Below are 11,993 nucleotides of genomic sequence, written 5' to 3'. Positions count from 1 at the left end.
ACAGGAAACCCGGATTTTGCCTTCAATCAATAGTCCCTCCGGCGCACTGCCGGCCCGGTTCCGGCGCGAACGCCTGCTGATCGTCGGCTGCGGCGACGTCGGCCAGCGCGTGGCGCGCAACCTGCGCGGGCGCATGCAGCTGGTGGCGCTCACGTCCTCGGCCGATCGTGTCGCGGCGCTGCGCGCGGCCGGCATCCGGCCGCTGGTGGGCAACCTGGACGACCGCGCCACCCTGCGCCGCCTGGCGGGCATCGCCACCCGCGTGGTGCATCTGGCGCCGCCCGCGCGCGAAGGCGGCGCGGCCTGGTGGCGCGACCAGCGCACCGTGTCGCTGGCGCAGGCGCTGCGGCTGCGCTCGCTGCCCTCGGCGCTGGTCTACGGCTCCACCAGCGGCGTGTACGGCGACTGCGGCGGCGCGCGCGTGAGCGAAACGCGCGGCGTGCGCCCCGACACCCCGCGCTCCCACCGGCGCGTCGACGCCGAGCGCGCCGTGCGCTGGTTCGGCCGCAGCACCGGCGTGCGCACCAGCATCCTGCGCATCCCGGGCATCTACGCGCCCGACCGCGAGAACGGCACGCCGCGCGGCCGCCTGGAACGCGGCACGCCCGTGCTGCGCCGCGAGGACGACGTCTACACCAGCCACATCCACGCCGACGACCTCGCGCGCGCCTGCGTGGCGGCGCTGTTCCGCGGCAAGCCCCAGCGCGTGGTGCACGCGTCGGACGACACCGAGCTGCGCATGGGCGACTACTTCGACCTGGCCGCCGACCTCTACGGCATGCCCCGCCCGCCGCGCGTGGCGCGCGGCGAGGCCGAGCGCCAGCTGCCGCTGCAACTGCTGAGCTTCATGGGTGAATCGCGCCGGCTCGACAACACGCGGCTCAAGCGCGAGCTGCGCGTGCGGCTGGCGCATCCGACGGTGCACACGGGCCTGCAGCCTGCGCAAGCCTGAAAGGACGCACCCGTGAGCAAACAGAGCGTTCGCATCCCCGACGGCCATCCGACTTTCGGCTCGACCGCCGTCTTCGACACCTTCAAGTACGCGCCCGGCGTCAAGGCCGGCGGCCTGCTGTTCGTGGCGGGGCAGGTCGGCCTGCGTGCCGACGGCAGCGTGCCCGAGAGCGCCGCGGAACAGGCCGACTGGGCCTTCCGGCGGCTGGGCGTGGTGCTCGAAAGCGCAGGGCTCGGCTTTGCCGACCTGGTGGAGATCGTGAGCTACCACGTCGACGTCGAGCACGAACTGGCGGGCTTTCGCGAGGTGAAGGACCGCTACATCACCGAGAATTTCCCGGCATGGACCATCCTTGGCGTGGCGGCGCTGGCGCGGCCGGCGCTGCGGGTGGAGATTCGCGCCGTGGCGGCGTTGAGGGCTGTGTAGGCGGGCTTGCACAGGAGAGAGGGAGTGGCGCTAGCCACCAGCGAAACACAACGAAGGGAAGACGCGACGCGGTGTTGGTTCCGGTGATCTCAAGGGTGTAGTTCGGTTTCTCTTGAGGCCTAATTCGCTCCATGATCTTCATCAAAGCCCGCCTTTCTGCGACTGCCCTTGCCCTTGTTGCTGCCTTCGTGATGGCGCCTGCCGCCAATGCGTCGGACACATACGGTGCAGGTGTCGGCGTCCGTGATGACAGCTGCAGTTTGTGGCTCGCTGCTCGAGCAGCGTCCCCCTCCGATCCAAATGCCATTGCGGCGCATCTGATGACTTCTTGGGTTCTGGGCTTTCTGACAGGCTTGAACGCAACAACCAACAAGGACGACATGGTCCGGCTACCGTCCGCTGACACGATCAACGCCTATTTGGACAAGGCCTGCAAGGAAGAGCCGGGCACGATGGTCATGTTCCACGCCGTGGCGCTCAGAGGCGCTGTCCAGAGGCAAGATCGACGGTGATTCACTCAAGCCGTGGACGGGCAGGGATTGTCGGGGGCGTGGTCCTGCCATATTGGACCGCCAGGACGCAACCCTGTCAGGCGGCTCGACTGAAGCGGGTGCCCGGGGCCGCTCTCGCAGATCGGTCCGGGCGTACCATGGCAGGACGGGTTCCAGATCGAACCGATCGAAGCGAAGCGGACGAAACGAATGCCCCAAACGATTGAAGCGTTGCTTGCCGATCAAGGCGCACAGGCTGTCCTCGCCTACCTGAACGCGCGCGTGCCGCATCGGTACACCGGGATCTACAGGATTCGCGCCGACCTGGTCACGAGCCTCTACCTGCACGACAAGCAAGGTGAACTGATCCCCGAGAACATTGCCGTCGTGCCCTTCGAGGCGAGCATCTGTCCCTTTGTCCTGCGCGACGGATGGTTCCGCACCGACGACTCGAGCGTGGACGAGCGCTTTGCCACGCACCCCGGGCGGGACTACACCATCAGCTATCACGGCGTTCCGCTGTTGAACCCCTCGGGCGCGGTCGCCGGCACCTTGTGCCACTTCAACTTCACGGCCGTGCCACTGCCGGACGACGAGTTCGAGTTGCTGCACCAGGCCGCCTTGTCGCTCCAGGTGAAGCTCGCCGACGTGCTTGGCTAAGGCGGGGCTTGCCCGGCCTGAAAGGCCCCGAGGCAAAGAAAAACCCGCTGCGCCAGTGAAGCGAGCGGGTTTCTTGATGTGGGGGTGAGACGGTGTCGTCTCGTGGTGCCCGGGGCCGGAATCGAACCGGCACACCTTTCGGTGGGGGATTTTGAGTCCCCTGCGTCTACCAATTTCACCACCCGGGCACATCCGGAAGGAAGCCCAAAATTATGGCACAGTGGCTGGCATGAATTATCCGACGATCGAAGACGCCATCGGCAAGACCCCCCTGGTTGCCCTGCAACGCATCCACGCCGCGGAAAACGCCAAGCGCGGCAACGTGATCCTGGGCAAGCTCGAAGGCAATAACCCGGCGGGTTCGGTCAAGGACCGGCCGGCGCTGTCGATGATCAAGCGGGCCGAGGAGCGCGGTGAAATCAAGCCCGGCGACACGCTGATCGAGGCCACCTCGGGCAACACCGGCATCGCGCTGGCGATGGCCGCGGCCATCAAGGGCTACCGCATGGTGCTGATCATGCCGGAGGACCTCTCGGTGGAACGCGCCCAGACCATGAAGGCCTTCGGCGCCGAGCTGGTGCTCACGCCCAAGAGCGGCGGCATGGAATACGCGCGCGACCTGGCCGAGCAGATGGTCGCCCAGGGCAAGGGCCGCGTGCTCGACCAGTTCGCCAACCCCGACAACCCGCGCATCCACTACGAGACCACCGGCCCCGAGATCTGGACCGATACGCAGGGCAAGATCACGCACTTCGTGAGCGCGATGGGCACCACGGGCACCATCACCGGCGTCTCGCGCTACCTGAAGGAAAAGAACCCGGCGGTCCGCATCGTCGGCGCGCAGCCGGCCGAAGGCTCGCGCATTCCGGGCATCCGCAAGTGGCCGGTCGAGTACCTGCCGAAGATCTACGACCCGAGCCGCGTCGACGAGGAAATCAGCGTGAGCCAGGACGATGCCGAAGAGATGTGCCGGCGCCTGGCGCGCGAAGAGGGCATCTTCGGCGGCATTTCGGCGGCCGGCGCGCTGTGGGCGGCCATCGAGGTGTCGAAGAAGGTCGAGAACGCCACCATCGTCTTCGTGGTCTGCGACCGCGGCGACCGCTACCTGTCGACGGGCGTTTTCCCCGCCTGATCCCTTCACACTGCGGCGGCGCCCACGGGGCGCCGCACGCCCGAGAAAAAGAACAGAGACTTCCCATGCCCCACCCCAAGTTCTGCCAGGCCTGCGCCACCCCGCTCGAATGGATCGCGTTGATGGAAGACGGCGGTCCCAAGGAGCGCCTGCGCTGCCCCAACTGCGGCCACACGCACTGGAACAACCCCACGCCCGTGCTGGCGGCCATCGTCGAGTACCGCGGCCAGGTGCTGCTGGCGCGCAATGCGGCCTGGCCGGGCAAGATGTTCGCGCTCATCACCGGCTTCATGGAGGCCGGCGAGACGCCCGAGGAGGGCATCACGCGCGAGGTCAAGGAAGAGACCAACCTGGACGTCAGCGCCGCCAAGCTCGTCGGGGCCTACGACTTCCAGCGCATGAACCAGATCATCATCGCGTACCACGTGGTGGCCGATGGCGAGGTGAAGCTCTCGCCCGAGCTGGTGGACTACCGCCTCTACGACCTGCCCGACCTGCGGTGCTGGCCCGCCGGCACCGGCTACGCGCTGGCCGACTGGCTGCGCACGCGCGGCCACGAGCCGGTGTTCTTCACGGCGGCGGAAAACGAAGAGCGTCGCCGCGGCCTGAACCTGCCGCCGGAGCCTGGCAATGCAAGTTGACCGCGAAATCGACACGCGCGGCCTCAACTGCCCGCTGCCGATCCTGAAGGCGAAGAAATCGCTCAACGACATGGCGAGCGGTCAGCTGCTGAAGGTGGTGTCGACCGACCCGGGGTCGGTGCGCGACTTCCAGGCCTTTGCGCGCCAGACTGGCAACGAACTGGTGGCGCAGGAGACCGTGGGCAGCGACTTCATCCACGTGCTGAAGCGGCGCTAGCGTCGGCAACCGGCAAAAGAAAAAGGGGCCTCGCGGCCCCTTTTGTTTTCAGCGCTTTGCAGCGCCCTCAGAGCTTCAGGCTCTTGAGGTACTCGCGGAACTGCTCGCCCACTTCAGGGTGCGCCAGCGCCAGTTCCACCGACGCCTGCAGGAAGCCTTCCTTGCTGCCGCAGTCGTAGCGGATGCCCTTGTACGAGTAGGCGTAGACCGATTCCTTCTTCATCAGCGCCGCGATGCCGTCGGTCAGCTGGATCTCGCCGCCCGCGCCCTTGGGCTGGTTGCGGATCTCGTCGAACACGCCGGGCGTGAGGATGTAGCGGCCGGCCACACCGAGGCGCGAGGGCGCGTCTTCGGGCTTGGGCTTCTCGACCATGCGGTTGACCTTCACGAGGCCGTCTTCCACGTTCTCGCCGGCCACGATGCCGTAGCGCTTGACGTGTTCCAGCGGCACTTCCTGCACGGCCAGCACCGAGGCGCCCAGGCGCGCGAAGACTTCGGTCATCTGCGCCAGCACCGGCTGGCCACCGACAGGGCCGACCATCAGATCGTCCGCCAGCAGCACGGCGAAGGGCTCGTTGCCCACCAGGTGCTCGGCGCACAGCACGGCGTGGCCCAGGCCCAGCATGCGCGGCTGGCGCACGTAGGAGCAGGTCATGTCGTCGGGCGACACCGAACGGGCGATTTCAAGGAGTGCGTCCTTGCCGCTGGCTTCGAGCTGGCTTTCGAGCTCGTAGGCGGTGTCGTAGTGGTCTTCGATCGCGCGCTTGTTGCGCCCGGTCACAAAAATCATGTCGCGGATGCCCGCGGCATAGGCTTCTTCGACGGCGTACTGGATCAGCGGCTTGTCGACCACGGGCAGCATCTCTTTGGGCTGCGCCTTGGTGGCCGGCAGAAAGCGGGTGCCGAAGCCTGCAACAGGGAATACGGCCTTGCGGATGCGCGTCGGGGAAGAAGTGGACATGGGCAGTTCAGTGTCGTTGGATGCAGGAAAAAGGAGAGGGATGAGGATGGTTACAGCGCGAAGCCGATGACCAAATCCTAGTCCCCCACCCGGGCCGCGTCTGTCAGCCGAGGCGCACAAGCTGGTCGCGCAGGCGCTCCAGCGTGGCGGTGAAATCGACCAGGCGCGTGCGCTCCTGTTCGATCACGGCGGGCGGCGCCTTGGCCACGAAGGCCTCGTTGCCGAGCTTGCCGTGAACCTTGGCGATCTCGCCCTCGATGCGTGCAATTTCCTTGCCGATGCGCAGCTTCTCGGCCGCCTTGTCGATCTCCATGTGCAGGCACAGGCGCGCCGCGCCCACCACCGCCACGGGTGCGGCTTCGGCGGCGGCCTGCCACGAGGCCTCGTCGTCGAACACCTTCACTTCCTTGAGCTTGGCCAGTGCCTGCAGCACCGGGGCCGCATCGCGCAGGAAGGCCGCGCCCTCCGCGTCGTCGGCCACCGCGTACAGCGGCAGGCGCGTGGCGGGCGACACGTTCATCTCGCCGCGCAGCGTGCGGCAGGCGTCGACCAGTGCTTTCAGGCGCGCCACGTGCGCCTCTGCGGCTTCGTCGATCTTCTCCGGCTGGCTCTGCGGGTAGGCCGCGATCATGATCGACGCGCCTTCGCGGCCCGCGACCTTCGACACCTTCTGCCACAGCTCTTCGGTGATGAACGGGATGATCGGGTGCGCCAGGCGCAGCAGCGCCTCGAGCACGCGGATCAGCGTGCGGCGCGTGGCGCGTTTTTGCGCATCGTCGCCGGTCTGGATCTGCACCTTGGCGATCTCCAGGTACCAGTCGCAGAACTCGTCCCAGGCGAACTGGTAGATCGTGTTGGCCACGTTGTCCAGGCGGTATTCCTCGAAGCCCTTGGCCACTTCGGCCTCGACGCGCTGCAGCTGCGAGACGATCCAGAAGTCGGCGCGGCTGAACTTCAGGTAGCCGTGCGCCTTGCCGCCGACCTGGCAGTCTTCCTTGCTGTGCTCCAGCAGGCCGCAGTCCTGGCCTTCGCAGTTCATCAGCACGAAGCGCGTGGCGTTCCACAGCTTGTTGCAGAAGTTGCGATAGCCCTCGCAGCGCTTCGAGTCGAAGTTGATGCTGCGGCCCAACGAGGCCAGCGAGGCAAAAGTGAAGCGCAGCGCATCGGCGCCGAAGGCCGGAATGCCCTCGGGGAATTCCTTCTGCGTGTTCTTGCGCACCGCCGGGGCGGTCTCGGGCTTGCGCAGGCCTTGCGTGCGCTTGTCGAGCAGCGCGGGCAACTCGATGCCGTCGATCAGGTCGACCGGGTCGAGCACGTTGCCTTCGGACTTGCTCATCTTCTTGCCCTGGGCGTCGCGCACCAGGCCGTGGATGTACACGTCCTTGAACGGCACAGTGCCCATGAAGTGCTTGGTCATCATGATCATCCGGGCGACCCAGAAGAAGATGATGTCGTAGCCCGTCACGAGCACGGTCGAGGGCAGGTACAGCGCCAGGTCCTGGGTCTTCTCGGGCCAGCCCAGCGACGAGAAGGGCACCAGCGCCGACGAGTACCAGGTGTCGAGCACGTCTTCGTCGCGCGTGAGCGTCTTGCCCGGTGCCTTGGCCTGCGCCTCGGCTTCGGTCTCGGCCACGTACACCTTGCCGTCTTCGTCGTACCAGGCGGGAATCTGGTGGCCCCACCAGAGCTGGCGCGAAATCGTCCAGTCCTGGATGTTCTCCATCCAGTGGTTGTAGGTGTTGACCCAGTTCTCGGGCACGAAGCGCACCTCGCCCGACTTCACGACGTCGATGGCCTTCTGCGCGATCGACTGGCCGTCGGCGCCGGGGCGTGTCATGGCCACGTACCACTGGTCGGTGAGCATGGGCTCGACCACGGCGCCCGAGCGCGCGCAGCGCGGCACCATGAGGCGGTGCTTCTTCACCTCGACCAGCAGGCCCAGCGCCTCGAGGTCGGCCACGATGGCCTTGCGCGCCACGAAGCGGTCCATGCCGCGGTATTTTTCAGGCGCGTTGTCGTTGATGGTCGCGTCGAGCGTCAGGATGCCGATCACCTCGAGCTTGTGACGCTGGCCCACGGCATAGTCGTTGTAGTCGTGCGCGGGCGTCACCTTGACCACGCCGGTGCCGAACTCCTTGTCGACGTAGTCGTCAGCAATGATGGGAATCAGCCGGTCCACGAGCGGCAGCCTCACGCGCTGACCGATCAGGTGCTTGTAGCGTTCGTCTTCGGGGTGGACCATCACGGCCGTGTCGCCGAGCATGGTCTCGGGGCGCGTGGTGGCCACCGTGAGCGTGCCGCTGCCGTCTTCCAGCGGGTAGGCGATGTGCCAGAGCGAGCCGTCTTCTTCCTCGCTCTCGACTTCCAGGTCGCTCACCGAGGTCTTGAGCACCGGGTCCCAGTTGCCCAGGCGCTTGCCGCGGTAGATCAGGCCTTCTTCATACAGCTTCACGAAGGTGTGCGTGACCACCTTGGACAGGTCGTCGTCCATCGTGAAGTACTCGCGGCTCCAGTCGACCGTGTCGCCCATGCGGCGCATCTGCTCGGTGATGGTGCTGCCCGACTTTTCCTTCCACTCCCACACGCGTGCCACGAAGTTCTTGCGGCCCAGGTCGTGGCGGCTGACTTTTTGCTCCTGCAGCTGGCGCTCCACCACGATCTGGGTGGCGATGCCCGCGTGGTCGGTGCCTGGCACCCACAGCGTGTTGGCGCCCTTCATGCGGTGGTAGCGCGTGAGGCTGTCCATGATCGTCTGGTTGAACGCATGGCCCATGTGCAGCGTGCCCGTCACGTTGGGCGGCGGCAGCTGGATCGCGAACGACTCGGCGCCTTCCTTGGGCTGCTGCGTGCCGCGGAAGCCCGCCTTGGCGTAGCCGCGCTGCTCCCATTCCGGGCCCCAGTGCGCCTCGATGGCGGCGGGTTCGAACGATTTGGACAGGCTCTCGAGGCCGGGCTGGGAGGTAGGTTCGCTCATGGGGAATGCAAAACGGCACCCTCGGGTGCCGTTGGTGACAGGGTGGGATTGCCCGGGATTTTACCGGGGCGGCCCGGGGAAACCCCAGCCCCACATAATCGACTGATGCTGTTCCTGCTTTCCCCCGCGAAGTCGCTCGACTACGACACCCCCGTCCCCTCCGAAACCCCCGCCACCCAGCCCCATTTCGAAGCCCCGCGCGGCCCCTCGGTCGAACTCATCAAGCTCTTGCGCGAGAAGTCGCCCCAGGACATCGCCGAGCTGATGCACCTGTCGGACAAGCTCTCGGCCCTCAACGTGGCCCGCTACGCCGCCTGGTCGTCCAAGAGCACCGACAAGAACGCCCGCCAGGCCGCCTTCGCCTTCGACGGCGACGTCTACGGCGGCTTCGACGCCCGCAGCCTCACGTCCGCCCAACTCGCCTGGGCCCAGGACCATGTGGGCATCCTCAGCGGCCTGTACGGCCTGCTGCGCCCGCTGGACCGCCTGCAGCCCTACCGGCTCGAAATGGGCACCGCGTTGGCCAACCGCCATGGCAAGGACCTGTACGCCTTCTGGGGTTCGCGCATCGCCGAGCACCTGAACGAGCGCCTGGCGGCCGATCGCACGCCGGTCGTCGTCAACGTCGCCTCGCAGGAGTACTTCAAGTCGGTCGACCAGAAGGTGCTCAAGGCGCGCGTGGTCGAATGCGTGTTCCAGGAGTGGAAGGGCGACAGGTACAAGATCGTGAGCTTCTTCGCCAAGCGCGCCCGCGGCCTGCTGGCGCGCTGGGCCGTGCTGCACCAGGCGGCCACGCCCAAGGCGCTGGAAAAATTCAATCTCGAGGGTTATGGTTTCGACGCCCAGGTATCGACGGCCGAAAGGCTGGTGTTCAGAAGGAAAGTCTGATGTCTCAAGCGATCAGTCCGGAATTGCGCGAATGGCTGGTGGCCCAGCTCGCGGCCGGCCATTCGGTGCCCGCGTTGCGCATGTCGATGCGGGCGGCCGGCTGGCAGGATGCCGCCACCGACCTCGCACTGGCCCAGCTGGAGGGCGGGTTCCCCGATGTCGCGGCGGCCCTGGCGCCGGCCCGCACCGAGATGCCCGGCCCCGATCTGGACGGTGCGCCGCTGTACATCGAGGCCGGCGACCGCCGCGTGCAGGTGCTGCAGACCGTGCGGCACCCGCGCGTCGTGGTGTTCGGCAACCTGCTGTCGGTCGAGGAATGCGAAGGCCTGATCGCCGCCGCGCGTGTGCGGCTGGCGCGCTCGCTCACCGTCGAGACCCGCACCGGCGGCGAGGTGCTCAACGTCGACCGCACCAGCGACGGCATGTTCTTCGAGCGCGGCGAGAACGAGATCGTCGCGCGCCTCGAACAGCGTCTGGCCATGCTGCTGCGCTGGCCACTCGAGTACGGCGAGGGCCTGCAGATCCTGCGCTACGCGCCCGGCGCGCAGTACCGCCCGCACTACGACTACTTCGACCCGCACGAGCCCGGCACGCCCACCATCCTCAAGCGCGGCGGCCAGCGCGTGGCCACGCTCGTGATGTACCTGCAGGAGCCCGAGCAGGGCGGCGCCACCACCTTCCCCGACATCGGCCTCGAAGTGGCCCCGGTGCGCGGCACCGGCGTGTTCTTCAGCTACGACCGGCCCGACCCCGCCACCCGCACGCTGCACGGCGGTGCGCCGGTGCTCGCGGGCGAAAAGTGGGTCGCCACCAAGTGGCTGCGCGAGCGCGAGTTCAAGTAGAAAAAATAACAAGGAACCGATGAAAGTCACCGCCAACGGCCTGCAGATCGAAGTCGACGACACCGGCGGCGAAGGGCGCCCCGTCATCCTGCTGATCATGGGGCTGGGCATGCAGCTGGTCGCGTGGCCCGATGCGTTCGTGCAGCAGCTGGTCGATGCGGGCTTTCGCGTGGTGCGCCACGACAACCGCGACATCGGCCTGAGCCAGGGCTTCGATCACCTCGGCACCGGCAACCTCGTGTGGGAAACCATCCGCCACCGCATCGGCCTGAAGGTGCGCAGCGCCTACACGCTGCAGGACATGGCGCTCGACTCGCTCGGCGTGCTCGACGCGCTGGGCATTGCCCGCGCCCACATCGTCGGCGCCTCGATGGGCGGCATGATCGCGCAGCGCATCGCCGCCACCGCGCCCGGGCGCACCGCCAGCCTCGTGAGCATCATGAGCTCCAGCGGCGCGCGCGGCCTGCCGGGCCCGCGCCGCGAGGTCGGAGCCATGCTCATGCGGCGCCCGCGCAGCCACGACGAGGCCGCGCTGGTCGCGCACAGCATCAAATTGCTGCGGCTCATCCAGAGCCCGGCCTACCCGCAGACCGACGAGCAACTGGCCGCGCGCCTCACCTTCAGCATGCGCCGCGCCTACCACCCGGCCGGCCTGATGCGCCAGATGCTCGCCATCGGCGCCGACGACGACCGCCCGCAGGTGCTGGCGCGCATCCAGCGCCCGACGCTGGTGCTGCACGGCGACGCCGACGCGCTCGTGCCCATCGCCTGCGGCCGCGATTCGGCGCAGCGCATTCCGGGTGCGACCTTCATCGCCGTGCCCGGCATGGGCCACGACCTGCCGCCCGAGGTCTGCACGATCCTCGCCCACCACATCGCTCCGTTCGCACACGCGGCGGATGCCGGAACCGCCCCATGAGCCACGACCCCACCAACCCCAACACGAACCCCAACACCCCCGAGCAGTCGCAGCTCGGCCGCGCCTCGGCCTACGCCGACAAGTACGACCCGAGCCTGCTGTTCCCCATCGCACGCACCACGCAGCGCGAAGCCATGGGCATCCAGGCCGGTGCCTTGCCCTTCTTCGGCGCCGACCTCTGGACCGCCTTCGAGCTGAGCTGGCTGAACCCGCGCGGCAAGCCGCAGGTGGCCATTGCGCACTTCACCATTCCCTGCGAAACGCCGAACATCATCGAGAGCAAGTCGTTCAAGCTGTACCTCAACAGCTTCAACAACAGCACCTTCGCCAGCATCGATGCCGTGCGCGAGCACCTGCGCACCGACCTTTCCGAAGCCGCATGGCGCGGCAGCGACCAGTCGGCCGGCATCGGCGTGAAGCTGCTCACGCCCGACCTGTTCGACCGCGAGCCCGTGCACGAGATCGACGGGCTGGACCTCGACCGCCTCGACATCGAATGCACCCACTACCAGCCCGCGCCCGAGCTGCTGAGCAGTGACACGACGCAGGTGCACGTGAACGAAACCCTCACCAGCCGGCTTCTGAAGAGCAACTGCCTCGTCACCGGCCAGCCCGACTGGGGCAGCGTGCAGATCCGCTACAGCGGCCCGCCCATCGACCAGGCCGGCCTGCTGGCGTACATCGTGAGCTTTCGCAACCACAACGAGTTCCACGAACCCTGCGCCGAGCGCATGTTCACGGACATCTGGCGCCAGTGCCAGCCGACCAAGCTCGCGGTGTACGCGCGCTACACGCGGCGCGGCGGGCTGGACATCAACCCGTTCCGCACGAGCTGGCCGCAGGCGCTGCCGGCGAACATCCGCACGGCGCGGCAGTAGACGCAACCGAGC

13 protein-coding genes and 1 tRNA gene are annotated in these 11,993 nt (G+C 67.4%); 11 read left to right on the top strand and 3 right to left on the bottom strand.

Translation table 11 applies throughout. The features are described 5' to 3' along the window. Nucleotides 1-16 precede the first annotated feature (16 nt). From AC07O4_RS15215 to AC07O4_RS15200, 4 genes are all read left to right on the top strand, one after another. A complete protein-coding gene (locus AC07O4_RS15215; protein WP_492681722.1) occupies nucleotides 17-952 on the top strand; it encodes an NAD-dependent epimerase/dehydratase family protein in 936 nt (311 codons plus the stop codon). A gap of 12 nt (nucleotides 953-964) precedes the next feature. Then, nucleotides 965-1,378: a RidA family protein gene (locus AC07O4_RS15210; protein WP_495304987.1), complete on the top strand. Its 414-nt coding sequence runs from the start codon at nucleotides 965-967 to the stop codon at nucleotides 1,376-1,378. Nucleotides 1,379-1,509: 131 nt separating this feature from the next. Further along, nucleotides 1,510-1,890: a hypothetical protein gene (locus AC07O4_RS15205; protein WP_495304986.1), complete on the top strand. Its 381-nt coding sequence runs from the start codon at nucleotides 1,510-1,512 to the stop codon at nucleotides 1,888-1,890. 189 nt (nucleotides 1,891-2,079) lie between these two features. Then, the gene (locus AC07O4_RS15200) at nucleotides 2,080-2,529 is read left to right on the top strand and encodes a guanylate cyclase (protein ID WP_495304985.1); all 450 of its coding nucleotides are present in this window, start codon (nucleotides 2,080-2,082) and stop codon (nucleotides 2,527-2,529) included. Between the two features lie 103 nt (nucleotides 2,530-2,632). Here AC07O4_RS15200 and AC07O4_RS15195 read toward each other — a convergent pair. Further along, a tRNA-Leu gene (locus AC07O4_RS15195) sits at nucleotides 2,633-2,717 on the bottom strand. Between the two features lie 41 nt (nucleotides 2,718-2,758). On the opposite strand from AC07O4_RS15195, the gene cysM reads away from it, so the two are divergent. The 3 genes from cysM (at nucleotide 2,759) to AC07O4_RS15180 (ending at nucleotide 4,519) form a co-directional block, all read left to right on the top strand. Beyond that, on the top strand, nucleotides 2,759-3,661 hold the full coding sequence (gene cysM / locus AC07O4_RS15190; RefSeq protein WP_062479803.1) for a cysteine synthase CysM: 903 nt from the start codon (nucleotides 2,759-2,761) through the stop codon (nucleotides 3,659-3,661). A gap of 65 nt (nucleotides 3,662-3,726) precedes the next feature. Then, entirely contained in the window at nucleotides 3,727-4,302 is a 576-nt protein-coding gene (locus AC07O4_RS15185; RefSeq protein ID WP_495304984.1) for an NUDIX domain-containing protein, read from the top strand. Continuing rightward, nucleotides 4,292-4,519, top strand: a complete 228-nt coding sequence (locus AC07O4_RS15180) for a sulfurtransferase TusA family protein (protein ID WP_056572272.1) — start codon at nucleotides 4,292-4,294, stop codon at nucleotides 4,517-4,519. Before AC07O4_RS15185 ends, AC07O4_RS15180 begins: the two co-directional genes overlap by 11 nt. Before the next feature lie 67 nt (nucleotides 4,520-4,586). On the opposite strand, the gene galU is transcribed toward AC07O4_RS15180, so the two are convergent. Then, the gene (gene galU, locus AC07O4_RS15175; protein WP_492684696.1) at nucleotides 4,587-5,480 is read right to left on the bottom strand and encodes a UTP--glucose-1-phosphate uridylyltransferase GalU; all 894 of its coding nucleotides are present in this window, start codon (nucleotides 5,478-5,480) and stop codon (nucleotides 4,587-4,589) included. 103 nt (nucleotides 5,481-5,583) lie between these two features. Beyond that, nucleotides 5,584-8,454, bottom strand: a complete 2,871-nt coding sequence (locus AC07O4_RS15170) for a valine--tRNA ligase (RefSeq protein ID WP_495304983.1) — start codon at nucleotides 8,452-8,454, stop codon at nucleotides 5,584-5,586. Nucleotides 8,455-8,559: 105 nt separating this feature from the next. Here AC07O4_RS15170 and yaaA point away from each other — a divergent pair, with 105 nt between their 5' ends. Genes yaaA through queF form a run of 4 tightly spaced genes read left to right on the top strand, consistent with a single transcriptional unit; the run spans nucleotide 8,560 to nucleotide 11,981 of the window. Then, nucleotides 8,560-9,342 carry a peroxide stress protein YaaA gene (gene yaaA / locus AC07O4_RS15165; RefSeq protein ID WP_495304982.1) on the top strand — a complete coding sequence of 261 codons (783 nt, stop codon included), beginning with the start codon at nucleotides 8,560-8,562 and terminating at the stop codon, nucleotides 9,340-9,342. Continuing rightward, nucleotides 9,342-10,184: a 2OG-Fe(II) oxygenase gene (locus AC07O4_RS15160; protein ID WP_495304981.1), complete on the top strand. Its 843-nt coding sequence runs from the start codon at nucleotides 9,342-9,344 to the stop codon at nucleotides 10,182-10,184. Before yaaA ends, AC07O4_RS15160 begins: the two co-directional genes overlap by 1 nt. Nucleotides 10,185-10,203: 19 nt before the next feature. After that, the gene (locus tag AC07O4_RS15155; RefSeq protein WP_495304980.1) at nucleotides 10,204-11,103 is read left to right on the top strand and encodes an alpha/beta fold hydrolase; all 900 of its coding nucleotides are present in this window, start codon (nucleotides 10,204-10,206) and stop codon (nucleotides 11,101-11,103) included. After that, nucleotides 11,100-11,981, top strand: coding sequence for an NADPH-dependent 7-cyano-7-deazaguanine reductase QueF (gene queF / locus AC07O4_RS15150; protein ID WP_495268178.1), 882 nt, complete (start codon nucleotides 11,100-11,102; stop codon nucleotides 11,979-11,981). The genes AC07O4_RS15155 and queF overlap by 4 nt, the downstream gene beginning before the upstream one ends. The last annotated feature ends 12 nt before the right edge of the window (nucleotides 11,982-11,993 follow it).

Source organism: Variovorax sp. GW821-FHT09D04, from assembly GCF_059416405.1.
The sequence above is the reverse complement of the archived record's forward strand: the minus strand, read 5'-3'. Positions and strand labels throughout refer to the sequence as shown.